Origin of the sequence: Nocardia yamanashiensis, assembly GCF_021183565.1 — a bacterium.
Taxonomy (GTDB): domain Bacteria; phylum Actinomycetota; class Actinomycetes; order Mycobacteriales; family Mycobacteriaceae; genus Nocardia; species Nocardia yamanashiensis.
Map to the genome: position 1 here is coordinate 6,926,104 of NZ_CP089226.1, position 24,321 is coordinate 6,950,424.

The window sequence follows — 24,321 nt, forward strand, 5'->3', positions numbered from 1 at the left end:
ACCCCCAGGTACCTGGGTCCGGTGTTCGCATAGAGCGACCCGCCGCGCCGCATGCCGCCGGGCGCCTCGGGTCTGGTGTTCGCACAGAGCGAACCGCCGCTCCCACGGATGTCGGGGTTCGGATTGCCCTACTGCGTGAACGTCTGGGCTTTGCCGCGTACCCGGGGCCGTGGACAGGTCTGGCGGCCGGGCGGGGTTCGCGCGTGGCAGGGGTGCTGCTTCTAGGCTGGCGGGGTGACGGGATCGCTGGAGCGAGCGTTGGGTGCGCGGCTCGCCGGTGAGGTGGATGCCTCGGATCGGCGGCGTGCCGAGTACTCGTCCGATGCCTCGAACTATCGGGTGTTGCCTGCGGCGGTGGTGTTTCCGCGCGGGGATGACGATGTGGCGGCGGTGGTGGAGTTCGCGCGGGGGGAAGGGCTTTCGGTTACGGCGCGGGGTGCGGGAACGTCGGTGGCGGGCAATGCGATCGGGCCGGGGTTGGTGCTGGACTTCGGGCGGTATTTGAACGGGATTCTGGAGGTTGATGCGGAGCAGCGGGTTGCCCGGGTGCGGCCGGGGGTGGTGCTGGGGGAGTTGCAGCGGGCGGCGGGGGAGTACGGGCTGCGGTTCGGGCCGGATCCTTCGACGCAGAATCGGTGCACGCTCGGGGGGATGATCGGGAACAATGCCTGCGGGCCGCATGCGGTGGCGTGGGGGAGGACCTCCGATACCGTGCGTGAGCTGCGGATACTCGATGGGGCGGGGGTCGAGCGGCAGTTGGGTTCGGAACTCGCCGCGGTCCCGGGGCTGGCTGAATTCACGCGGTCGAACCTCGCGCTCATCCGGACCGAGCTGGGGCGGTTCGAGCGGCAGGCATCCGGGTACAGCCTGGAACATCTACTGCCGGAACGGGGTTCGTCGCTCGCGCGGGCGTTCGTGGGTACCGAGGGGACGTGCGGGCTGCTGCTGGAAGCGACGGTCGAGCTGGTTCCGCTGCCCGCCGCGACGGTATTGGTGGTGCTCGGGTATCCCGATATGCCCACTGCCGCCGACGATATCGCCGCGGTGATGGCGGTCGGCCCGATCGCGGTGGAGGGAATGGATGCCCGCCTGGTCGATGTGGTGCGGACCCATCGCGGTGGGGTACCGGAGCTGCCGCGCGGCGGCGGGTGGCTGTTGATCGAAATCGAGGGCGAGACAGCGGAACACGCGTTGGATACCGCCCGGAAGCTGTGCGGCTCCGCCCACGCGTTGGATGCGCGGATCGTCACCGACGCCGCGGAAGCCCAGGCGCTCTGGGGAATTCGCGCCGACGGTGCGGGCCTGGCGGGACGGACGCCGGACGGTCATCCGGCCTGGCCGGGGTGGGAGGATGCCGCGGTCCCACCCGAGCGCCTCGGCGACTACCTGCGGGAATTCGCCGAGCTCACCCGTGAGCACGGCGTGGACGGCCTGCTATACGGGCATTTCGGCGACGGCTGTATCCATGTGCGCCTCGATCTTCCGATAGCCGATGCGCCGCAACGCTTCCGAGCGTTCCTGGAGGACGCCGCCCGGCAGGTGGTGCGCTTCGGCGGCTCACTGTCCGGTGAGCACGGCGACGGCCGGGCGCGTTCGGAACTGCTGCGGTTCATGTACTCCGACCAGGCATTGGCTGCCTTCGCCGGGTTCAAGGCCCTGTTCGATCCGGACGACGTGCTGAACCCGGGCGTACTGGTCCACCCCCGCCCGATCGACACCGACCTCCGGCTCGCGGGCCTGCCCCCGCTGCCGCTCGCGGACGGTTTCAGCTTCCCGGCGGACCACGACCTGGCCGCCGCCGTGCACCGCTGCGTCGGAATCGGCAAGTGCCGCGCCGACAATCGCGCGTCCGGAGGTTTCATGTGCCCGTCCTACCTGGCCACCGCCGACGAGAAGGACAGCACCCGCGGCCGCGCGCGCGTCCTGCAGGAGGTGGTGCGCGGCGCACTCGACTGGCGTTCGGACGCCGTCGCCGAATCCTTGGATCTGTGCCTGTCCTGCAAAGCCTGTGGCTCCGACTGCCCGGCGGGCGTGGATATGGCGACCTACAAATCGGAGACGCTGCACCGCCGCTACCGGGGCAGATTGCGCCCGCGCGACCACTACTCCCTCGGCCGCCTCCCGCAATGGCTGGCCGCCGCGACCCGCTTCCCGCGCGTATTCAACGGCCTGACCGCCCTCGCCGGTCCGCGCCGACTCGGCCTGCGCGCCGCCGGCATCGACCCGCGCCGCCCGGTACCTGCATTGGCGCGCAAGAGTTTTCGTCGCCAGTGGCGCACCTCCGCACCTCCTGTCCGATCGGCGACCGCCTCGCCCGCGGTCATGCTGTGGACCGACACCTTCACCGATGCCTTCGATCCACAGATCGCCTGGGCGGCAGCCGAATTGCTCGAATCACTCGGGCATCGGGTGCGGATTCCGGAACGCCGGGTGTGCTGCGGCCTGACCTGGATCAGCACCGGCCAATTGGACGCCGCGCGCAAACGCCTGCGCGCCACCCTGGACGCCCTCGAATCGCATGTGCGCGCGGGCGGCGTCGTCGTCGGCCTCGAACCCTCGTGCACCGCGACCCTGCGCGCGGATCTGCCGCGCCTGCTCCCGGACGACCCCCGCGCCACAGCCGTAGCGGCAGCGGTCCGCACCCTCGCCGAGTTCCTCGAAGCGGACCCGTCCTGGCGGCCCCCGGACCGTTCCGGCGCCACCGTCCTGGTCCAGCCACACTGCCATCAGCACGCCGAATCCGGTTTCGCCGCGGACCGCAGAATTCTGGCGGCCACCGGAGCGCGGGTGCGCGAGATCTCCGGCTGCTGTGGACTCGCCGGGAACTTCGGAATGCAATCCGGGCACTACGACATTTCGGTCGCGGTGGCCGAGAACGGACTGCTGCCGGCGCTGCGGGACGCGGCCGCAGACACGATCCTGCTGGCGGACGGTTTCTCCTGCCGCACCCAGGCCGAGCAGCTGGCGCACCGCACCGCACGGCACCTCGCGCAATTCCTGCGCGGCGACCAGCTGTCAAAGGCAAGGCGCCCGGATGGATCCGGTAGCCCGGGCTGCCGGTGACAACTGATTTCGTGAGTCGGAGGTAACTCCCCGGGCGCCGGCTGATCGGTTCGGCACAGTCGTGATCCGCATGCCCCAGCTGGTAACGGCACTTCGCCGGGCGCTGGAGGAGCGGAGAGTCGGACTAGCATGTGGCGGTGACTTCCGCGCCGACCGCCACCGCCTGCACCCGTACGGTGCGGTCCGAGCGCCCCATCGATCTGGCCGCCACCTTATCGCCATTGCGGCGCGGGCTGGGGGATCCGTGTCACAAGGAGACGCCGGACGGCGCGCACTGGCACGCCTCCCGGATGCCGAGCGGACCGGTCACCTACCGGCTGCGGCAGGCCGATCGGCATACGGTCGAGGCGCGGGCCTGGGGTCCGGGTGCGGAGGAGTTTCTCGAGCGCCTGCCCGTCATGCTCTGCCTGGACGAGGACCTGGACGACTTCGCCCCGGACCATCCCAAGATCGTGGAGGCGCATCGCCGGAACCCTGGTCTGCGCATGTTGCGCACCGGTCTGGTGTGGGAAGCGGTGGTCCCGGCCATTCTGGAACAGAAGGTGCACACCCGCACCGCGCACGCTTCCTGGCGAAAACTGGTGTGGCGCTACGGCACTCCCGCGCCCGGCCCCGCCCCGGACGGTCTGCGCCTGATGCCGGATGCCGAGACCTGGCGGCACATCCCGTCCTGGGTGTATCACCGCGCCAATGTGGAACCGCAGCGTTCGAAAACCATTGTGCTGGCGGCTCGTATCGCCCCCAAGCTGGAGGAAGCCGCCGACCTGAGTCACGCGGACGCCGCCGCCCGGCTGCGGACGGTGCCCGGCATCGGCATCTGGACGGCCGCTGAGATCGCCCAGCGCGCCTTCGGCGACCCGGACGCGCTCTCGGTCGGCGATTTCCATCTCGCCGCGATCGTCGGCTGGACCCTGCTGGGCCGGCCCATCGACGATGCCGCCATGGTCGAATACCTGGAACCCCTGCGCCCGCACCGCTATCGAGCGGTTCGCCTGCTCGGGTTGGCGGGTTTCGCGCGCAAACCCAAGTTCGGCCCGCGCACCCCGTTCACCGATCACAGCCGCATCTGATCAGCCCGTCACTGCTCGTCCAGCACGTCGTTGCCTGCCCGCTGCGCGCGTTCCAGTCCCGCCGCTACCGGTATCCGGCCCAGGAACATCTCGTCGAACACCGGCATGATCGCCTCGAGCGCCGCGGGGAATCCCGGCCCGCCGCCCGCGGATATCTGCCGCCCGCGCAGCACCTCGAAGAACGGTGACACGTCCACACCCTGCCGCGCCCAATAGTCGCGGTACACCCGCTGTTCCGGCACCACCGCCGGAATACTCGCCCCGTCCAGCCCGAGGTACCGGTTCCCGGCCGCGCTGCCCAGCCAGCCCAGCACCCGCCGCACCGCGTCCGGGTGCGCCGAGGCCGCGTTCCCCGCGACCCCGATGGAATTGTTCGCGCTGACCCGGCCCGCCGGACCCGCGGGAATCATGGCCACGCCCCACCGGAATCCGGCGTTCTGCCGGATGGTGGCCAGATTGAAGGTGCCGGATTGGAACAGCGGCAGCCGGCCTTGCAGGAAGGCGTTCTTCGCGAAATCGCTGCTGCCGTTGGTATCCGCCGCGGACGGCGACAATCCGGCCGCGATCAATCCCACCAGATATCCGAACGCCGCCTGTCCCCGCGGGCTCGCGAAGGCGAACCGCCCGTCTTCCTGCACCTGCCCGCCGGCGGATCCGACGTAGGGCAGCAGCAGCGATTGAAAGTCATTGGCCGCGTTGTACGGCCACGGCGCGACGCCCGTCAACCTGCGTAGCAGCGGGCGGAAGGTGTCGACCGACTCGTCCGTGTCCCAGCGGGCCGTCCCGAGCTGTTCCGCACTCACCCCGGCGGCGTCGAGCAGGTCCCGATTGAAGTAGATCGCGCTCCCGCCGTCCACGAACTGCGGTACCGCCCAGAGCTTTCCGTTCCTGGTGAACTGCGCGACCGCGAACGGATCCCAGTCCCGCGCCGCCTCCGCACCGAGTGCCGCGCGCACATCCACCAGGTGCCCGCCGTCCGCGAAGTCCTCGTACAAATTGGTCCAGAACAGATCGTCGGCGATCCCGCCCGCCACATCCAGCCGCAGCTTCTGAGCGTAGGACCCCCACGGCACCACCGAGATCCGCACCTCGACATCCGGATTCGCCCGCTCGAACTCATCCAGCGAAGACCGGTACGCGGACACGAAACTCTGATCCCAGATCCGCAGCCGCACCACCGTCCGCCCCGACCCGTCCCCCTCCCGCCCCAGCCACAGCGCCGCCGCCACCAGCAGCGCGATCACCACCGCGATCCCGACCAGCACCCGAGTCGATTCCTTGACCCTCATTTGAGTCCCGTCCACGCGATCGACCGCAGCACCTGCCGCTGGAACACCACGAACAGCACCACCAACGGCGCGATGGCCAGCGTCGTGGCCGCCATGATCAACGTCCACTGCGCGTTGTACCGCGTCTGCATGTTCGCCGTGGCCACCGTGAGCACCTGCCACTTGTCCCCGCTGGCGGCGACCAGCGGCCACATGAAGTTGTTCCACTGCGCCACCACGGTGATCACCGTCAGCGTCGCCAGAATCGGCCGGCTCATCGGCACCACCACGTGCACCAGGATGTCCGCCGTATTCGCCCCGTCCATTCGCGCCGCGTCGATCAGCTCGCCCGGAATCGCCCGGAAGTACTGCCGCAGCAGGAAAATCGCGTACGGCGACCCGAACACGAACGGCAGCACCAGCGCCCAGAACGTATTCAGCCACCCCAGCTTCGCGAACATCAGATACAGCGGAATCAGCGTCACCGCCCCCGGCACCATCATGGTCCCCAGGTACACCCAGAACAGCACGTCCCGTCCCGGAAACTCGGTGCGCGCGAACGCATATGCCGCCAGCACCGACGTGAGCAACTGCCCGCCGGTGATGCACACCGTCATCAGCGCCGTCACCACAACGGCCCGCCCCAGCCCTTGATCGAGCACCGTCCGGAAGTTCTCCAGCGTGACGGGATCCGGTGGCGCCAGGGCGGATTCGCTCGCGAACTGCCGAGGCGTCTTCAACGCCGTGAACACCCCCAGCACCAGCGGCGCGACCGTCACCAGCGCCCCCGCCACCAGCACCGCGTACGCGGCCCCCGCCCGCAGCGCTCCCCGCACCTCAGTACTCATAACTCGTCCGATCCCGGAAATACCGGTGCTGCGCCACCGTGATCACGAACATCACCGCGAACACCACCACCGCCATGACCGCCGCCCGCCCCGGCTGCGCCGCCTCGAACGCCTCCGAATACATCCGCATCCCAACCACATCCGTCCGGTGATCCGGCCCGCCCCGAGTCAGCGCATACACGCTGTCGAACGTCTGAAATACACTCAAAACCCCGGTGACCAGCACGAAGAACATGGTCGGCCGCAAGAGCGGCAAGATCAGGAACCGGATCCGCCGCACCCCCGTGGCCCCGTCCAGCGCCCCGGCGTCCAGCAGCTCACCGGGTATCGCCCGAATCCCCGCGACGAAGAACAAAGCGACATACCCGACATTCATCCACACCGTCGTCACCGCCACCGCGGGCAATGCCAGCGCCGGCTCGCTCAACCACTCGATCCGCGTCCCCAGCAACGCATTCAAGGCCCCGTCGGTCGGCGCGAACAGCCATTGCCACAGCACCCCCACCGCCACCGGCGCGCACATCCACGGCAGCGCGTAAACCACCCGCAGCACCGTCCCGCCCCGCGCCCGCCGCGCCAGCAGGGCCGCGATGCCGAACCCCAGCGCGGTCTGTGCCGGTACCACCAACGCGGTGAGCGCCAGCGTCACCAGGATCGAGTGCCCGAATTGCCGGTCTGTCAGGACTGCCCGCCAGTTGCCGGCGCCCGTGAAAGTAATGGGGCCCAACAGATTCCAACTGTGTACGCTCAACCACAGCACCACCGCGACCGGCGCGAGCAGGAAGCAGCAGACACCGATCAGGCTCGGTAGTAACAGCAGGTAGCTGACCGCGTGTCGGCGAACCGTCCGATCCATGGTTTGCGACGCTACCTGCATACCGCGTGCGGCTCGGTGACGCATGATAGTTTGTGCCGCGTCCAGCGGGGCGGCCACCATACGGCAGGGGACAGCGTCGATGCGGATTCAGCCACGGCAGCAGATTCTCGGAATATGGCGCTCGCTGTTGAACGCCTGCTATCTCGACGGCGCCTGGACCTGGGGCGGGCGGGACGGCTCCAATTCCATCAGTGACGCCGAACAGCTGCTGTGCCTGCTGTATCCCGCCACGGTCATCGACGGCTTCGGGCTGCATCAGCCCGACGAGATCGCCGACGACATCAAGGTGGTGCTCGCCCCCATGGGCGCCGGCGCGCGGATCGGCGCGAATCTGGTCGGGGTGCTGGAGCAGTACATCGAGCGGTACACCAGGGTCGAGAAACTCGACGGCGAGCCGGAGACCAGGGAGGTCCCGGTCTTCTCCGCGGGCAGTTACCTGTCGGCGATGGGCGCGGACGGTCCGACCGAGCGGCAGCTCGACCTGGACGTCGTCGACTCCTACTCGATGTCCCTGACCCTGTGCCTGGCCGCGCTGAAATTCCTGCGCGGATTCCAGCCCTTCGTGCTGTCGCAGGCCCGGCCCGAGGCGCGGGCGCTGGCGAAGCGAATAGATGTGCTGGACAAGCGAATCAACGATCGGCTCACCGCCGCCATGGTCGGCCTGGTGCGCAGCTTCGTGGTCAATACCGTGCGGCCCGAGGACCCCGACGGGCAAGCCATGCTCACCATGCTGAATCAGACCGGCGCGTCCAGCGAGACGGTGGTGGAGTCGGTGGCCCGTCGCCTGGAACGCGTGCGCATCCGGCTGCGCAACGACCTGACCCTGAGCCAGACCCCGGGCGTGGATCTCTACGACGAAGAGCTGCTGTTCGAATGCGGCTGGAGCTGGAGCCTGGTGCGGGAGGCCGCGGCCATCGACTTCGTGGACATGCCGATCGCCGCGGAGCCGGGCTATGCCGTCGCCCGGCCGTACCTGCACTTCACGGTCGTCGCGCTGGACGGCATCAACGACCTCACCTCGGTGCGCACCCGTGAACTCGACCTGCTCGACGCGCAGCAGCGCCGCCTGGCCGAAGCCTTGCAGCTGCGCTGGGATCTGGCCCAGCGCTATTGGGCGGCGGTGGCGCGCTTCGGCACCGGCCGCTGGCCGCTGGAGGACATTCCGTGGCGGACCTCCGACGGCGAGGAGTCGGACTACTTCAGTCTCATCGTGTCCGCCGTGCTCATGCAGGATCTGCTCAACCGCGAAGCCAGCGACGACGATTTGACCAGGGCCGCACCGATTTTCGACGAACTCGCACGGCGCGGCCGGATCATCCGCCGTCTGACCGAGGACGATCCGGCGCGCCACCTGCACACCCCGGGCGTATCCCTGCGCCTGCACGGCAGCGGCGATGCCAATGGCGGCGGACCCCTGCTCACCTGGACGGTGTCCGATTACGCCACCGTGCTGTTGAAGCGCACCCTGCAGGCCGCGCGGCTGTCCGGCACCATGGAGACCCGCGATCGCCTGATGGCCCTGGCCCAGGCGACCATGGACCATCTGGATCGCCGCGCCTTCCGGGAAGGCCGGGTGACCGGACTCTGGGACGATCCGGCCCGCATCTTCGGCGGCGAGGAAAACGATTCGCCCTCTTGGTATCTCACCGAACGCGTGGTGGAGTGCCTGGTGACCGCCGCGCAGATGTACGAGGATCCGCCGCTGCGCCCGCCCGGCCTGGTGGTGCGGGCCATGGAACTGCTCACCGAGGCCGAACACCTGCTCAATCACGAGCTGCTGGAGTTGAGCGAGAAGGACGCCTCACCGCACCGGGTGGCGCTCACCCGCGCCGAGCGGCGGTTGCAGCGGGCCCGGCGGATCATCGACGAACGTCCCGGCACCGCACTGAGTCTGGCGTCCGAGGCTTTGCTGGAATTGGACGAACTGGACTTCGCCCGGCTCGACGCGACCAGGAGTATGTGACGACCGGCAGGGTTTTCGAACGAGCCCGAATCAACCCGTTCATGTGTTGTGACGCCACCTGTTCCCCGGTTCGAGAACGGTGGCGCGTGATAGTTTTCGCGCCAAGCGCGCGGCCGGGTGCGAAACCCAGGATCGCAGCACGCGGTGGCCCGATGACCGCCGCGTCGCGAGAACCAGGCGCGGCGTCGACCCGTGGTGACGCGGTAGGAGAGTGGTGAGGACATGTTGGTGTTCTGTGCCTCTGACAAAGGCGGCACCGGTCGCTCAGTGACGAGCTGCAATATCGCCTATCGGCTGAGCATGTCTGGTCGTCGCGTTGCCTATCTGGACTTCGACTTCGGATCGCCCACGGCGGGAGCGATATTCGAGATCGGTCGCTTGGACCACGGCATCTCCGATGGCATCGGACTGCATGGATTCCTGTCCGGTGAGATCGGGACCACTGCTCGTGTGAGCGTCGAACGGGAGACCGACCGTGTTGAAATGGCGAAGTCCCGGCATCCGGGCGGACGCTTGGTCCTGTTTCCGGGTGATCGGGACGGCAGCGAATTCACCGCCTTGGATCCGGCCAAGGTGTCTCGTTGCGCCGGACTCCTGTCGGAGTGTGAACAGGAATTCGATGTCACTCTGGTGGATTTGAGTGCGGGTCGCTCAATCGCTCTGGCATTGGCGCTACACGCGACCACGATGCCGCAGTTGCGGTCGGCCACGACCCGCTGGCTCGTATTCCACCGCTGGACGCGCCAGCACATCATGTCGACGGCGAACCTGGTGTTCGGCTCAAATGGCATCTTGGAGGTGAGTGTGGCGAGTGGGCACGATCCGGAGGTAATGCGCGACTCCTTGCGCTTCGTGCGGGTCGCGGTCCCGAGCCCGGATGGACCGGAGTATCTGCGCCCGGCGCAGAGTGCCTGGGTTCGAACACAATTGGAGGCTCTGCGCCGCCTGGCATCCAGGCACCAGATGGGCACATCGGCGGTGCTCGGCCAGACGCCCGACGATGTGATTTTGCGCTTTCGGGAGCAGGTGATACTCGATTCCGACGTCGCCAACCAGATCGCCGACAAGGAAACCGTCGAAGCCTTCCGTTACCTAGCCCAGCATCTGCTCGATGTGGCGGTGTGGGAAAGTCTGGGGTGAACAGTGGATTTCACGGCTGATTACAGCGAGCTCGAGACCCGCGACCGGATTGCCGGGCAGGCACTGTCGCACCTATCGGTCGAAGTAGGCCACTTCTACATGGATGAACTCGCCGGCCATGCCGATAGGGTGGAAGCGCAACTGCGGCAGGTCGCACCGCTTGTCGCAGCGTTCACTGGGGCGGCCGGCACGGAGTTCGGCGCCAAAGCACGAGTGAGCACCTGCTTTCTCGTCGACGACTACTTCTCCCAAGGCAGATCCATTGCGGGGGAGCAGGATACTGATCCCCGGGTGGTCCTCGGACGATTGCTGGAACTGGCCGAACGCACTGGAGTCCGCATCGACTATCTGGTGCGGGAGGCGGCTTGCGCCGTCACTCCCGTCTTCGCCGCAGGCGAGCCCACCGGGACTTCGATCCTTTTGGCGGACATGATGGCTGCCCGGATAGTTGATGAACCGGCCCCGAACACCAATGGTCGTCGCCCGCCCACTGCCGACACCGGATGGCTGTGCAACGGAAGACGCTCGCCGGAATCGGGTTCCTTCAATGCCATGCGAAAGGACTCGTGGCAGCCCCCGGAGGAGTTCAACGCCCGCAATCATTCCATATTCCTGGACGTGCAGTTGTGGAGCGACGACCATCAACAGTCGGGTTCGCGCCGGGTTTGGTCGTGCCCGTTCCTCGCCTGTATCTGGCAATTGTTGCGACTGGGCATGATTCGCTACGAGGGCGCAGTGATCGCGGAGCCCGTGCAGTGGAACGGGACGTGGCCGGGTGAGTGGGCGGAACTGCCCGCCGTGGTCCAACTGAACCCCCGCGCCCGGCCGTTCGCGGCGTACCGTGCGCTTTCCATCCTGCCCAACCACTATTTGGGGATCGAGCACGCGGTGCGGGTGATCCTGGAACATCTGCAACTCGACGATCAGGTGTATAACCAGCTCACCGACCGCGGTCTGCATGAAAGACCCGAGGTCCGAGTGCCGCGTGAGGTGACTCGGCGACTGCGATATGCCTTCATCGGTGACAGCTGAAACGGACCGGCCGTGACTGATCCACTGGTGCTGCTGGGTGAGGTACAGACCAGCCTGCTACCGAATTCGTTCGCGCTACCCCATGATCGGGTAGCCGAGTTGCTGACGTTGTTGCCCGGGCAACCGCTGGCGCGGCGGCAGCGGCCGGTGGCGCTGGCCATCTCGCCGAACACCATCCACGGGGTGGACACCGGGCTGGCGACCCTGTCACGGTCAGGCAGGCGCGCGGTCGGCCGGGCGATCGGGACTGTGGCTTCGCGCGCGGTGGTTACCGGCGGCCGAATTGCGCAGAGCTCGTCGAGCACCCGGGTGATTCGCGCCGAGGTGCCGGAGCGGCGGCCATGGTTGCATTATCTGGCCGGCGTGGGGACCGTCGAATTGATCAGCAAGATCACCGATACCGCTGCGGATGATCTCGCCCGGGGGTTTCTCGATTCCGCCGACGGCGGCACGCTGGACCTCCGCTCGATCAGTGAGCGCTTGCTGACCCGAATGCGGATGGACCAGAGCCTGGACCACCAGGTGCCATTACGGACTGCCGCCACCCGCACCCGTTGGGCGGCGCGTGTCTCCTCACAACCGGAGGGCTCCGAACGGCATGTGGCCTTCCGACTGGAGTCGGAGACGCTGCGATCCATTCGAATCGTGGTGCCGGACGTCCGTGAATTGGACTGGGTCCAGCGCTTCTGCGAGGACATGGCGGTGCACGACTGGCTGCTGACCACACTGACCATGGCGCTCCAGGCGGTCGTTCCGGGTGAGGACGGGATCACAGTAGCGGCCCCCGTACTGGAACATCTCATCCACCTGTGGATGCCGAGTGCGCACATGCCGGCCACCCTGCGCCCGCTGTGGACTTTGCTGGAGACCGAGGCGGGCTTCTCCCGGCAATGGAACGCACAGATCGGTCAGCTGCGTGACATGGTCGCGGTCGCGACCCTGCGCGCATTGCGCGCCAACGATGTTCGCGGAAACGATTGGTGATCAGATGCGGAACCAGCGCCGCACCAGCAGTGCGAAGAACACCGCAGACGTGAGTGCGCCGACATAGGATTCGATCAGGTAGAGCCACCGCACCGGGCCGCTCAGATCCGCGGTCTCCCGGGGCCCCAATGGATTCAGATAGTTGATCAGCACCTGTTGCAGTACGGTGCCCATGGCGAGATCCGAGACCAAGAGTACAGCCACAGCGCAAGCCAGCACCTGCAGAGCGATCCACCAAAGCAGGCGGAATGGCCGATATCCATAGCCACACAAAAGATCCGTGGCCAAATGGCCGAATCGCCGTACCATCGAGGCGGTCGCCCGGCGCCGGGCCCGGGCCAGCGCCAGCCCGCAGCGATCCTCCGCGCGACGGTCCTCGTCGACGCGATAGAGGTACTTCGCCCGCTGGAAGGCAAGGGCGGCATGACCTGGTAAACCGACCGAAGCCAGCCGTCCGCCCAACCGTTCATAGATTTCGGCCAGTTGACTGGTTTGGGTGCGGCTCAGCCGAAGTGGACCTCGGAATTCCACTTCCGCGGCGAGAAGGGCGGCAAGCAGGGGTTCGAGAGTCTCCGAACGAAGTTCGGTGGCGGAACCGTACACCGCCATCGCGTACAGATGACCGAAGATGAGATCGTCGCCGGTACGGCGAAGCCCTGGTGGCTCGTAGCTGGCGAGCACGTTCTCGACGTGCGTGGCGAAGCTGTCCAGCAAACGTTGCTCCGTGACCGCAGGCGGCCGGTCTAGGAAATTCACGACGCTGTCCAGATACGCGCTCGCATGCCGCTCGATACGCGTGCTGAGTGACGCGACGAACGGTGAGGAGGGCGAGCTCCGCTCGAGCATGAGCCATGTTATCCATGACCGTCCTGCGGATGCCGGATGCTGAGCGAATTCCGTTGTAGCCCTGTGCTATCCGAACCCTCACGTGACGCACCGGTGGCGGTTCTTGTTGCCGTGTGAACCGCCGTGCCGCACAATGGTGGTGCTGCTGTCGGGGGCTGGAGAGCGTGCAGGCTGGGAGACCGGTTTTCACATTTTCAGCAGCATGAGGAACAAACTGAGATGGTCGATATCACGGTCCGGGTCGCCGATGCGAGCGACTTCGCCGAACTCAGCCTGCTGGATCGGCAGTGCTTTCCCCCGGGGGATCCGGTGCGCGAGCCGTTTTCCGATGACGAGCTGCGAGACGGCCTCTCGGGTGGCCGCGTGTACGTGGCTGTGGCAGCGGGCCTGTACGTGGGGTTTATTCACTTCGAACGGCCGTCCGACCACCACATTTATCTCAGCGCGTTGGCCGTGCATCCCGCGCATCGGAATACGGGGGTGGGCAGTTGTTTGATGAAGCATCTGCTCGTGACACTGCAGCAGGCGGAGAAGGGGCGGTTACCGTCGATTTCCGCGGTCACCAGCCCGGAGAACAAGCACATGCTGCATCTGCTGTTCAAACACGGGTTCGTAGCGCGGACCATGATGCGGGGATACGCCGGGCCGGGGCAGGACCGGATCTACTGCCACTACAAACTGCGCGTCGACTATGTCGATCCGGATGTCCCGTACCTGGTGCCGACGACAGCATATGCGGAGATCGATCGAATGCTCGCCGACGATCGCTTCGTGATCATCCGGATGGTCGAGCTGTCCTCCGGGCAGTCGTTTTTCGAGTTCTTCCGATTCGACGAGGACGATCTGGCCGGATTGCAGGCGGATGAGACCTCGATCAGCGTGACTTTCGCGGGAACGATCCTGGCCGCGATCACCTTCGTGCTCGGCTTCGCGTTGCAGTCGGACAGCTTCCCGAACGCGGCCCGGGTGCTGTTGCTGGCAGCGGTGCTGGCGACCACCATGGCGCTGGTGGTCTACACGAACGCCTCGGGTGGTATCGCGCGGCTGCGTTTCGACGCGTTCGAACATCACATGCGGCTGGGTAATATCCTCTCGGAATTCGGGGGCATGCACCCGTTCCTGGTCGCGTTGCCGGTCACCTTCTCCTACTCCAACAAATCGTTCGTCGCCGGTATCTCGATGGGGGTGTTGTTTTCGGTGTCGCTGGCGATGTACGAGCGATCCCGGTACTCCATCTCGAGTCGTTTTCCCCGCTCGTCCGCCAGCCGGCTGGCCCAGCTGCTTGTGGTTACCGCACCTATTTCCGGTGTGCTCGCGATCGGATCGGAACGATGGCAATGGACCTGGGCGATCGCGTTGCTGGTGCTGCTATCTGCGATCTCGATCGGGTTGATGCGCAATCCGATGGGGGAGCAGGTGCCGAGAGGGCCTGCGGGGGGCTTCCACATCCGTGGATGATCAACCGATCAGGTCGCGCGCCAGCACGTCTCGGGGTTCCCGGGGGCCGAAGTAGGCAGGTTCGTGCGCTATGCGGTCGAATCCGAGGCTCGCGTACAGGCGGCCGGCCGGAACGTTCCCGGGAGCCACTGTCATCAGCAGACGTTTGATCTTCCGATCCTGGCAGTGCTGGATCCCGGCTCGGACGAGCGTTCTGCCGATTCCGCGTCGGCGATACCCGGTCGCGATAGTCAGCGCCAGCATCCACGCGTCCCCGTCGCTTCCCATTGCCAGGATCGCGTACCCGACTGTTGTACTGTCGATTTCGGCGACGAACCAGTGCTCGCCGCCGACGTCGTACAGTTGGCGCAGCACGAAGTATGGATACGCCTGATCACCGAACTCGGCGTGTTCGAGGGAGCGGATATCGGAAAGATCCGTCAGCCGAGCCGAACGCAGGACAGGTCCAGGTGAAGGCGGCACAAGTCCTACCCTAACTCCCGCGATCCCGTTCGAAGCGCATGGTCGAGGACGAACTGCCCGCCGAATCGGTTGAACCCGGTGGGGTGCGGTTCGGCCGTCCGTCGTCTGTGGAACGGACAGCCGAACCGCGCTGCCTCACGCGGAAGGGACCACGGCCGAACCTGGAGGTTGGGTTCGGACGCTCGAAAGTACCGTGGGGCAGCGGTCTGGGCGGTCGGGGACCTTCCCCGGGTCGTCTCCGGCCGCTTCTATGGCAGGGCGCGCTCGTCGAGCACGCATCGTCCTTCCTCCACCAGCGTCGCCCGGGCGCGGCGTCGGACCTTGCAGGTGTCGACGGTGCAATCGAGGTGCAATTGCATTGCGGCGTGGGCTTGTTCGACGCTCATGATGCCGGGGTCTGTGCGACAGCGCAGCAACTCGGCTACATGCATGTTCAAGGAGGTCAATTGCATGTTGCCGACTCCCCCGAACGGGTGCCCTTCGGCACGAGGTGATCGTACGGGCCTTGGGGTTTCAGGGGCGAAGCCCCTGAGAGCCCCGAGAGTTGGTGATGCGCCATTACTCCTCGTTCCTAACGGTTCCTGAAGTGCCCGGAGCATTCAGGAAAGGAAAGGGGGCCTAGCAACACCGCTCCGGGCACATATCTAGCACACCACGAGCAGCCCTCCGGCGCAGGATTTTCGAAGATGAGAACGCAAAGTTGCGCGAATCGCCAGCACCGAATCCGCTTGGGGGAGGAAGATTCTCCATAGTGGACGAAGCCTTTGCCCGCCGATGATGTGTGTCCGGACGGGGAGCCGGTGCGAGGCAGCCTGACTCACGCGAACCGGTGACCCGTGCGCGCACGCTACGAGAACGGAGCGCGCTGTGTCAGAGAGTTCCGCCAGTGTGTCCTCGACCCTGCCCCGACGCCAGCTCGGACGCTATTTGCGGGACTGGCGGATTCAGGCGGGGCTGACGATCGCCGAGGCCGCGAAACTCATGGAATGGGGCGCCAGCACGCTACAGCGGCTGGAGAAGGGCAATGCCGATCGCATCCGCACCATCGACATCCAGGAGCTGTGCCGGATCTACGGGATCCCGGACGAAATCGCCGACGGGCTCAAGGGTTTGGCGCAGCAGGCGGCCGTCAAGAGCTGGTGGCACTCCTACGGCGACCTCATTCCGGAGAACTTCGACGTCTACGTGGGACTGGAAGCATCCGCGCAGCAGTTGTCCTGCTACCAAAGCGAACTCGTGCCCGGGCTGCTGCAGACCCCCGACTACGCGCGGGCGCTGAACAAGCTGGGCTATCCCGGCGACGGTGCGGCCGAACTGGATCGGCGGGTGCAGCTGCGGATCCAGCGGCAGGCCTTGATCACCCGCCGCATGCACCCCGCCGCGGTCGCCATCGTGTTGCACGAATCGGTATTGCGCCGCCTGGTGGGAAGTGCAAGGGTGATGGCTGCGCAGGTGCGGCATCTGGCGGAGTTGAGTACCCGGCCCAATGTCGTGTTGCGCGTCCTCCCCTTCACTGCCGGTGTCCCCCTGGGACTTTCGACCGGCCCGTTCGTGATTCTGGAGTTCGGGGTCGACGGCAAGGGGCAACCGGTGGAGCCGCCCGTGGTCTACGTGGAGGGCTTCACCGGCGATCTGTATCTCGAAAGACAGGGCGACGTACAGCGGTATCGCCAGGCTTCGGAGTCGCTGGAACGCTGCGCGCTGGACGTCCAGGACAGCAGGAACCTGCTGCGGCAGGTGGCGAAGGAGTATTCGGCATGAGTGTGGATCTGGTCGGCGCTCGCTGGTTCAAGAGCAGCCGGAGCGGAGCCGGCAAGGAATGCGTGGAGGTGGCGTTCCTGGCCGATGCGGTAGGGGTGCGGGACAGTAAGAATCCGGGCGGTCCCGCACTGGTGTTCCCTAATTCGGCGTGGGAGTCGTTCCTGCGGAAGATCACGACTTGACAGCTGTTTCGCAACGAAAACATGTTTGCCCGGGCTAAGCATGGGTACACATATTTTCGTGGACCGAGGACTGAGGAATTCCCGTCCCCGGTACCGCCGAATAGGTCCGGATGATTGGGTGGAACGGCTGATCGTCGGGATGCTGTTCGCGGTATCGGCGGCGGGTGTATACGTACTCACCGGAGCATTGATGCCCGCGCTGGCGATCGGCGTACTCGTCGCCGTCGTGGCGATCGGTGTTGTCGCGATGCTATAGCTGCATCACAGCAAAAGGGGGTTCTTGGGGATGCCCCCAAGAACCCCCTTTTCTGTGCCCGGAAGGGCAGTGACGCGCCCGGGGCCTCTCGCTCAGCGTCGGAACAGCTTGTTCCCCAGCCAGACCAGGGGATCGTACTGACGATCCACCACTCGCTCTTTGAGCGGGATCAAGGCATTGTCAGTGATTTTGATGTGCTCGGGACAAACCTCGGTACAGCACTTGGTGATATTGCAGTATCCGAGTCCCGCATCCTCTTGCGCGAGCTCCCGCCGATCCGCCACATCCAGCGGATGCATTTCCAGTTCGGCTATGCGCATAAGGTATCGCGGCCCCGAGAACGCCTGCTTGTTCTCGTCATGGTCACGCACCACGTGACAGGTGTTCTGGCACAGGAAGCATTCGATGCACTTACGAAACTCCTGCGACCGTTCGACATCGGCCTGCTGCATCCGGTATTCACCGGGCTTCAAATCCACCGGCGGCGTGAACGACGGTACTTCCCGCGCCTTCTGATAGTTGAACGACACATCCGTGACCAGGTCCCGGATGACGGGGAAGGTGCGCATCGGCGTCACCGTCACCACCTCGTCCGGCGCGAACGTGGACATCCGCGTCATGCACAGCAGCCCCGGCCGCCCGTTCACCTCCGCCGAGCACGACCCGCACTTGCCGGCCTTGCAGTTCCACCGCACCGCCAGATCCGGCGCCTGCGTGGCCTGCAGGCGATGGATGATGTCGAGCACCACCTCGCCCTCGTTCACCTGCACGGTGAAGTCCTCCAGCCCGCCGCCCTCGGTATCGCCGCGCCAGACCTTGAATTTCGCGTCATAACCCATGGCTATTCGGCCTTCCCCTCGGTGCCGGCCCGCAACGGTGCGAGATCGGCAGGGCTGTAGTACTTTTCGAGCTCGCTGATTTCGAACAGGCCCAGCAGATCCGATCGCATGGGCACCTGGTCCTCGGGCGTGACCGTCACCGACGGCACGGTGAAGCCGACCTCGTCCGGATCCACCCGGCACACCAGCAGCTTGTTGCGCCACGCCGGATCCATGCCCGGATGGTCGTCGCGGGTGTGCCCGCCGCGACTCTCGGTGCGCAGCAGGGCCGCCTGCGCCACGCATTCGCTGATCACCAGCATGTTCCGCAGATCCAGCGCCAGATGCCAGCCCGGATTGAACTGCCGGTGCCCTTCGACCAGCACCCGGTCGTAGCGGTCCCGCAGCTCCGACAGCTTCTCGATGGCCTGCTTCAGCTCGCCTTCCTTGCGGATGATGCCGACCAGATCGTTCATCGTCTGTTGCAGATCCATGTGCAGGGTGTACGGGTTCTCCGACGCCCCGTCCTCGGTCGGATTGAACGGCGCCACCGCGGCTTTCGCGGCATTGGCGATATCGGTGTCGGAGATCTTGGGCCGGCCCGGCAGCTGCTCCACGTAGGTGGCCGCGCCGAGCCCGGCGCGCCGGCCGAACACCAGCAGATCCGACAGCGAATTGCCGCCCAGCCGATTGGACCCGTGCATACCGCCGGAACACTCACCGGCCGCGAACAATCCGGGCACCGTCGCCGCCCCGGTATCCGGGTCCACCTCGATGCCGCCCATGACGTAATGGCAGGTCGGGCCGACCTCCATCGGTTCCTTCGTAATGTCCACGTCCGCCAGCTCTTTGAACTGATGGTGCATGGACGGCAGTCGCTTCACGATCTCCGCGGCCGGCAGGCGCGAGGCGATATCCAGGTACACGCCACCGTGTTCGGTGCCGCGCCCCGCCTTCACCTCTTCGTTGATGGCCCGCGCCACTTCGTCACGTGGCAGCAGATCCGGTGTGCGCCTGGCGGAGTCGTTGTCCTTCAGCCACTGATCGGCCTCTTCCTCGGACTCCGCGTACTGCCCCTTGAACACCCCGGGGATGTAATCGAACATGAAGCGCTTGCCCTCGGAGTTCTTGAGCACCCCGCCGTCGCCGCGCACGCCCTCGGTGACCAGGATCCCCTTCACCGACGGCGGCCACACCATGCCGGTCGGATGGAACTGCAGGAATTCCATATTGATCAGCGTCGCGCCCGCCCGCATGGCCAGCGCGTGCCCGTCCCCGGTGTACTCCCAGGAGTTCGAGGTGGTCTTGTAGGACTTGCCGATACCGCCGGTGGCCAGCACCACGGCCGGGGTCTCGAACAGGATGAACCGGCCCGACTCCCGCCAGTACCCGAACGCGCCGGAGATCTTGTCCCCGTCCTTCAGCAGTTCGGTGATGGTGCATTCGGCGAACACCTTGATGCGCGCCTCGTAGTCACCGGTGGCGGCGAAATCCTCCTGCTGCAGCGACACGATCTTCTGCTGCATGGTGCGGATGATCTCGAGCCCGGTGCGGTCGCCGACGTGCGCCAGCCGCGGGTAGGTGTGCCCGCCGAAATTGCGCTGGCTGATCCGCCCGTCCTTGGTCCGATCGAACAGCGCCCCATAGGTTTCCAGCTCCCACACCCGGTCGGGAGCCTCCTGCGCGTGCAGTTCCGCCATCCGCCAGTTGTTGAGGAACTTGCCACCGCGCATGGTGTCCTTGAAATGGGTCTGCCAGTTGTCCTTCTCGTTGGCATTGCCCATGGCGGCCGCGCAGCCGCCCTCCGCCATGACGGTGTGCGCCTTGCCGAACAGCGACTTGCACACCACCGCCACCGACAGGCCGTGTTCGCGGGCTTCGATGACCGCACGCAGGCCGGCGCCACCGGCACCGATCACGACGACGTCGTACTTGTGCCGTTCGACTTCAGGCATGGACCGAATACTCCTGACAGAGATGGGTTTTGAGGATCAGCCGATGAGCCGGGGATCGGAGATGGTGCCGCTCGCGACCAGCATCACGTAGAAGTCGGTCAGGATGAGCGTGCCCAGCGTGGTCCAGGCCAGCTGCATGTGGCGGGTATTGAGCTTGGACACCACGGTCCAGAAGCGGTATCGCACCGGATGCTGCGAGAAGTGCTTGAGCCGCCCGCCCGCGATGTGCCGGCAGGAATGGCAGGACAGCGTGTAGGCCCACAGCAGCAGCGCGTTGACGGTGATGATGATCGTGCCGAGGCCGATGCCGAAGCCGCCGTCCTTGGCGTGGAAGGAAATCGCGGCGTCATAGGTATTGATGACCGCGATAATCACTGCCACATAGAAGAAATAGCGGTGCGCGTTCTGGATGATCAGCGGAAGCCGCGTCTCGCCGGTGTATTTCGCGTGCGGTTCGGCTACCGCGCAGGCCGGCGGCGAGAACCACACCGACCGGTAGTAGGCCTTGCGGTAGTAGTAGCAGGTGAGCCGGAACAGCAGCAGGAACGGCAGCACCAGGAAGCCCAGCGGAATCCACATGGGCAGGCTGGGGATGGGCGTCCCGAGATGGCTCGACCCCGCCACGCACGAATCGCTCAGGCACGGGGAGTAGAAGGGGGTCAGGTAGTGGTAGTCCTGGACCCAATACGCCGCGCGCGCAAAGGATCTGATGGTCGCGTAGACCACGAAGGTGCCGAGGCCCAGCACGGTCACCAGCGGCGGCAGCCACCACCGGTCGGTGCGTAGCGTGCGCGCGGCGATGGCCGCGCGGCCCTTGCTGAATACCCCGGTTGTGCTCGATTCGGGAGCCTTGATCGGTGCGGCGCTCACTACTGTTTGCCTCGCTGCCCTACCCCGTGGAACGTCATCGTTACCTCCGGCATCGAATGTGATGGTCAGCACCCTACGACAGGACAGCTATCACTCGAGCTGACTACAGCTATTTCGTGATCCCGTGATTTGCGCCACATTTCCGGCGCACGACGGCGAGTCGTTCGATTGGTGAACAAACGGCAATCTCACGAACCAGGAACATTCCCAGTGAGATTCGGATAGCGAACCAGAGAAAACCGGACGAACGGCTCGAAAATCCGTTCGCGCGTCGTCACACAGCAGCAACAACCCTGTGGTGCTCTGAGTTCGAAGCTGATGAACCCCGTCCCGGGGTAGCCGGTGCTGAGCGTGAAGGGAGCCGGTGATGAGGAGAGCCGCGATAGTGATGCCGATGCGGACACCCGTCGGCCTGCCGGGGGGAGCACTCGCGGCGGTCTCGCCGCAACGCCTGATCTCGACGGTGCTCACCGCCGTGGTCGGTCGTTCCGGGGTGGACCCGAATCGGATCGAACACCTCGTCTCCGCGGTGCCCAGCGCCGAAGCCGTGCGCCCGGCCGCGCAACTCGCCGGATTGTCGCCCGTGGTGGGAGAATTCGCGGTCGACGCGGGTCCGGGCAGCGGGCTGCGCGCCCTGATCACCGCCGCCATGATGGTGCAGACCGGGTCCGCCGACGTGGTGATCGCGGTCGGCGCCGAATACTTCGGCGGGCCCGGGGGACCCGACGACTCGGTGCTGAAGACGGCCGAGGATCTGGCCTACCACTACAACATCACCCGCGCCGAGGCCGACGACTACGCCGCCGACAGTCACCGGCGGGCCGCGCGCGGCCGCCGCCAGGGTCTGTTCGGGGCCGAGACCGCGCCGGTCGTGGTGTGCGCGAATCCCGACGACGCGAATTCCGATGTGGTGCAACTCGTCGACCGTGACGAGGGTCTGCGCGACGATGTGTCCGCTCGCGCCCTCGGCGGGCTGATGCCGCTGCTACCCGGTGGCATCACCACCGAAGCCAATTGCAGCGCCCGCACGCTCGCCGCCTCCGCCTGCCTGGTGGTGGCCGAGGACCGGCTGGTCGATCTGGAATTGGAACCGCTCGGCTATCTGGTGGGCTGGGCCACCGCCACCCCCGAACCGGGCGCGCTGGTCCCGGCGGCGACGCCCGCGGTGGCGAAAGCGTTGTGGCGGACCGGATTCGACCTGTCCGAGGTGGATCTGCTGGAGGTCGACGAGAGCACTGCGGCCGAGGTGCTGGCCCTGACCCATTCCCTCGGCTTCGCCGATCCGGCGGGGGAGCGGCTCAATGTGCACGGCGGCGCGATCGCGCTCGGTGATCCGGGCGGTGCGGCGGGCCTGCGCATGGTCACCACGCTGCTGCACGAATTGGCGCGGCGGGACGGGGGATTGGGGCTGGCGGTGAGCTCGGCCGGGCCCGGGCAGGCGTCGGCGCTGGTCTTCGAATCCCCGAACGTGGAGCCGATCGTGCCGACGCCGCGCGGGGCCCGGTTCCACGGGAGCCGGACGCGCCGATCCGGCCGCCATCGCGCGTGAGGCGATAGCGGCCGGGGAATCGCCGGTTACTTGGTGCGGGGACGGGAGTGGAAGCCGAGGCCCTCGTCCTGGGCGCCCATCCAGGCGGCCTCGTCGGACTTGGAGTCCGGGACGTAGATGGTCTCCTGCTTCGACCCCGGGGACACCGGTGGTGGGGTCTGTTCGAACTCATCCGTGTCGATGGCGAGCCGTTCCAGATCGTTCTCCAGCCGGCGCACCGTGCTCGCGTCGCCGTAGTGGGAGCGCAATGCGGTGACGCACTGCCGGAGCTGGCCGACCGCGTAGCGGAGTTCCGCAATCTCGCTGCGTGTCATCGAAACCTCCTCGAGCCGTGTGACAGACCACACATCGTGATCTACAACACAGTACGTGAAGAAATGGGATTCGTCGCGCTGCGGCGGTGAAGACGCAGGTCAGCGCCTTGCCCGCGCGCGGCTTCGGGCCTCGTGGGGGCAAGAAAAGGGAGATTTGGGGGCAATGCCCCCAAACCCCCGACAGGGGTGAGGAGATGGCGCGAGGCGCGAGGACGTGCCGCGGGGCGCGGCGGGAGACGCGGCGCGGGGCGCAGGGGATGTGGCGCGGGGCGCGAGCCCAATTCGCCGAGGAGGTCGAGCCCTCGGCATGTCGTTTTGCCCTCCGGCCGTCCGGCTGGGGCTGGAAAGCTAACCGGCGATGGCGAATTCGGAGCCGCCGGGATCGCGGCCCGCGAGTTTTGCCTGAGCGCGGTCGACGAGGGTGACGATGGCGGCGGCTACTTCTTCGGCGCGTTCGAGGATGACGCTGTGGCCGGCGCCGTCGAGGCGGACGAGTTCGGCGTCGTCGAGTTGGGAGGCCAGGACGACGGAGTGGGCGAAGGGGATGACTATGTCGGCGGAGCCGTGCAGGACCAGGGCGGGGATGGCGCCGAGGCGGTGCAGGTTCTCGGTTTCGTCGAAGCGGATGAGGGAGTCGAGGAAGCTCGACATGGTCAGCAGGGAGGTCTCGTTGAGCATGGTGGTGGCCACGGCGATCATGCGCGGGCTGACCTTGCGGGTGCCGAGCGCGGCCTCGCGCATGATGGGCTCGAAGAAGCGGCGGGTGAAATGCTTGGAGGCCTGCATGGCCCGGGGCGCGCGGCGCATGGCGAAGTGCAGGGAGTTCACCGCGGGGCCGTTCAGCAGGCGGCCCAGGCCGACCCGGGTGACGCTGTTGGCCGCGCCGGCGATCAGGCCGACGCCGATGACGCGGGAGCCGATGGTCTCGGGGAACAGGCGGGCGTAGGCCAGGATCGTCATGGCGCCCATCGAATGCCCCACCAGCACAACCGGACCGGTCGGCGCGACCGCCCGCAGCACGGCGTCCAGGTCCAGCGCCAGCTGCTCGATGGTGTAGGTGGCCGGATCCGCCGCCCCCGAATCCCCGTGTCCCCGATGGTCGTAGAACACCAGGTGGTTGGCATCGCCCCAATGCCGGTGCAGATGCTCGCGCAGCAGCTCCCAGGATTCGGTGCGCAGGCAGTGCCCGTGCGCGAACACCACCGTCAGCGGCGCGCCGGGGGTACCGAACTCGCGCACGGCGATCGGCGTGCCGTCGTCTGCGGACACGGTGTGGTGATGGCCGTCGTGATCGGCCGCGGGACGCGTGAGCGTGGACATGACGTGCTCCTGAAGAGTTCGCCTTTTGCCCGGTTGTCGATGGGGATTGCCGTCGCGTTAACCGCTCACACCCGGTGTTATTGACAAGTTGTCCAACTGACGCCGTCGATCTATGCAGCTCGATCGGAGGATCTACGAGAGTCTCGGCGGATTGCTAGAACCCCGTAGAAAACAATGACGATCCGCCTGGAACGCTGCGCGGACCCTTTCCGGCCGACAGCGCGGCCCCGCCCGTGTGCGGGGCCGCGATGATCGTTCTCTACATATATCTAGCGACAAGCCTAG

General features: G+C 66.5%; 22 protein-coding genes. 11 read left to right on the plus strand and 11 right to left on the minus strand.

Features of this window, described 5'->3' with window-relative positions; translation table 11 throughout:
* The first annotated feature begins 234 nt into the window (after positions 1-234).
* The gene (locus LTV02_RS31930) at positions 235-3,063 is read left to right on the plus strand and encodes an FAD-binding and (Fe-S)-binding domain-containing protein (protein ID WP_233035416.1); all 2,829 of its coding nucleotides are present in this window, start codon (positions 235-237) and stop codon (positions 3,061-3,063) included.
* Positions 3,064-3,200: 137 nt separating this feature from the next.
* Positions 3,201-4,133 (plus strand): DNA-3-methyladenine glycosylase family protein, encoded by a 933-nt coding sequence (locus tag LTV02_RS31935; RefSeq protein ID WP_233035417.1) that lies wholly within the window; start codon positions 3,201-3,203, stop codon positions 4,131-4,133.
* 8 nt (positions 4,134-4,141) lie between these two features.
* Here the strand turns inward: LTV02_RS31935 and LTV02_RS31940 are convergent, their stop codons facing one another.
* From LTV02_RS31940 to LTV02_RS31950, 3 genes are read right to left on the minus strand one after another with little or no spacing between them, the layout of a single operon-like run.
* Entirely contained in the window at positions 4,142-5,422 is a 1,281-nt protein-coding gene (locus LTV02_RS31940) for an ABC transporter substrate-binding protein (RefSeq protein WP_233035418.1), read from the minus strand.
* Positions 5,419-6,249 (minus strand): carbohydrate ABC transporter permease, encoded by an 831-nt coding sequence (locus LTV02_RS31945; RefSeq protein ID WP_233035419.1) that lies wholly within the window; start codon positions 6,247-6,249, stop codon positions 5,419-5,421. Before LTV02_RS31945 ends, LTV02_RS31940 begins: the two co-directional genes overlap by 4 nt.
* A complete protein-coding gene (locus LTV02_RS31950) occupies positions 6,239-7,105 on the minus strand; it encodes a carbohydrate ABC transporter permease (RefSeq protein ID WP_233035420.1) in 867 nt (288 codons plus the stop codon). Before LTV02_RS31950 ends, LTV02_RS31945 begins: the two co-directional genes overlap by 11 nt.
* A 100-nt stretch (positions 7,106-7,205) precedes the next feature.
* Here LTV02_RS31950 and LTV02_RS31955 point away from each other — a divergent pair, with 100 nt between their 5' ends.
* The 4 genes from LTV02_RS31955 to LTV02_RS31970 all read left to right on the plus strand — a co-directional run bounded on the left by LTV02_RS31955 (position 7,206) and on the right by LTV02_RS31970 (position 12,245).
* Positions 7,206-9,089 carry an SCO2524 family protein gene (locus tag LTV02_RS31955; protein ID WP_233035421.1) on the plus strand — a complete coding sequence of 628 codons (1,884 nt, stop codon included), beginning with the start codon at positions 7,206-7,208 and terminating at the stop codon, positions 9,087-9,089.
* A gap of 222 nt (positions 9,090-9,311) precedes the next feature.
* The gene (locus LTV02_RS31960; RefSeq protein ID WP_233035422.1) at positions 9,312-10,229 is read left to right on the plus strand and encodes an SCO2523 family variant P-loop protein; all 918 of its coding nucleotides are present in this window, start codon (positions 9,312-9,314) and stop codon (positions 10,227-10,229) included.
* Positions 10,230-10,232: 3 nt separating this feature from the next.
* The gene (locus LTV02_RS31965; RefSeq protein WP_233035423.1) at positions 10,233-11,261 is read left to right on the plus strand and encodes an SCO2522 family protein; all 1,029 of its coding nucleotides are present in this window, start codon (positions 10,233-10,235) and stop codon (positions 11,259-11,261) included.
* A 12-nt stretch (positions 11,262-11,273) separates the two neighbouring features.
* Positions 11,274-12,245 carry an SCO2521 family protein gene (locus tag LTV02_RS31970; protein ID WP_233035424.1) on the plus strand — a complete coding sequence of 324 codons (972 nt, stop codon included), beginning with the start codon at positions 11,274-11,276 and terminating at the stop codon, positions 12,243-12,245.
* Here the strand turns inward: LTV02_RS31970 and LTV02_RS31975 are convergent, their stop codons facing one another.
* Positions 12,246-13,091 (minus strand): hypothetical protein, encoded by an 846-nt coding sequence (locus tag LTV02_RS31975; protein ID WP_233035425.1) that lies wholly within the window; start codon positions 13,089-13,091, stop codon positions 12,246-12,248.
* A 123-nt stretch (positions 13,092-13,214) separates the two neighbouring features.
* Here LTV02_RS31975 and LTV02_RS31980 point away from each other — a divergent pair, with 123 nt between their 5' ends.
* Positions 13,215-14,549, plus strand: a complete 1,335-nt coding sequence (locus LTV02_RS31980; protein WP_233035426.1) for a GNAT family N-acetyltransferase — start codon at positions 13,215-13,217, stop codon at positions 14,547-14,549.
* On the opposite strand, the gene LTV02_RS31985 is transcribed toward LTV02_RS31980, so the two are convergent.
* Together LTV02_RS31985 and LTV02_RS31990 are read right to left on the minus strand one after the other, a co-directional pair.
* A complete protein-coding gene (locus tag LTV02_RS31985; protein WP_233035427.1) occupies positions 14,550-15,011 on the minus strand; it encodes a GNAT family N-acetyltransferase in 462 nt (153 codons plus the stop codon). It abuts the gene before it with no gap.
* Positions 15,012-15,259: 248 nt separating this feature from the next.
* Positions 15,260-15,463: a hypothetical protein gene (locus LTV02_RS31990; RefSeq protein ID WP_233035428.1), complete on the minus strand. Its 204-nt coding sequence runs from the start codon at positions 15,461-15,463 to the stop codon at positions 15,260-15,262.
* Between the two features lie 415 nt (positions 15,464-15,878).
* On the opposite strand from LTV02_RS31990, the gene LTV02_RS31995 reads away from it, so the two are divergent.
* From LTV02_RS31995 to LTV02_RS32005, 3 genes are all read left to right on the plus strand, one after another.
* Entirely contained in the window at positions 15,879-16,772 is an 894-nt protein-coding gene (locus LTV02_RS31995; RefSeq protein ID WP_084535587.1) for a helix-turn-helix domain-containing protein, read from the plus strand.
* Complete coding sequence (locus LTV02_RS32000) at positions 16,769-16,954, plus strand: DUF397 domain-containing protein (protein WP_067720479.1); 186 nt, start codon at positions 16,769-16,771, stop codon at positions 16,952-16,954. Before LTV02_RS31995 ends, LTV02_RS32000 begins: the two co-directional genes overlap by 4 nt.
* Positions 16,955-17,072: 118 nt before the next feature.
* Positions 17,073-17,210 carry a hypothetical protein gene (locus LTV02_RS32005; RefSeq protein ID WP_233035429.1) on the plus strand — a complete coding sequence of 46 codons (138 nt, stop codon included), beginning with the start codon at positions 17,073-17,075 and terminating at the stop codon, positions 17,208-17,210.
* A gap of 92 nt (positions 17,211-17,302) precedes the next feature.
* Here LTV02_RS32005 and LTV02_RS32010 read toward each other — a convergent pair whose 3' ends face one another.
* The 3 genes from LTV02_RS32010 to LTV02_RS32020 are packed head-to-tail and all read right to left on the minus strand — an operon-like array spanning position 17,303 to position 20,853.
* Positions 17,303-18,049 (minus strand): succinate dehydrogenase/fumarate reductase iron-sulfur subunit, encoded by a 747-nt coding sequence (locus LTV02_RS32010; RefSeq protein WP_067720478.1) that lies wholly within the window; start codon positions 18,047-18,049, stop codon positions 17,303-17,305.
* Between the two features lie 2 nt (positions 18,050-18,051).
* Positions 18,052-19,983 (minus strand): fumarate reductase/succinate dehydrogenase flavoprotein subunit, encoded by a 1,932-nt coding sequence (locus LTV02_RS32015; protein WP_233035430.1) that lies wholly within the window; start codon positions 19,981-19,983, stop codon positions 18,052-18,054.
* 36 nt (positions 19,984-20,019) lie between these two features.
* Positions 20,020-20,853, minus strand: coding sequence for a hypothetical protein (locus tag LTV02_RS32020; RefSeq protein WP_067720476.1), 834 nt, complete (start codon positions 20,851-20,853; stop codon positions 20,020-20,022).
* 394 nt (positions 20,854-21,247) lie between these two features.
* On the opposite strand from LTV02_RS32020, the gene LTV02_RS32025 reads away from it, so the two are divergent.
* A complete protein-coding gene (locus LTV02_RS32025; protein WP_084535617.1) occupies positions 21,248-22,402 on the plus strand; it encodes a thiolase family protein in 1,155 nt (384 codons plus the stop codon).
* A gap of 26 nt (positions 22,403-22,428) precedes the next feature.
* Here LTV02_RS32025 and LTV02_RS32030 read toward each other — a convergent pair whose 3' ends face one another.
* Entirely contained in the window at positions 22,429-22,716 is a 288-nt protein-coding gene (locus LTV02_RS32030; protein ID WP_067720475.1) for a hypothetical protein, read from the minus strand.
* Between the two features lie 348 nt (positions 22,717-23,064).
* A complete protein-coding gene (locus LTV02_RS32035; protein ID WP_233035431.1) occupies positions 23,065-24,036 on the minus strand; it encodes an alpha/beta fold hydrolase in 972 nt (323 codons plus the stop codon).
* Positions 24,037-24,321: the final 285 nt, after the last annotated feature.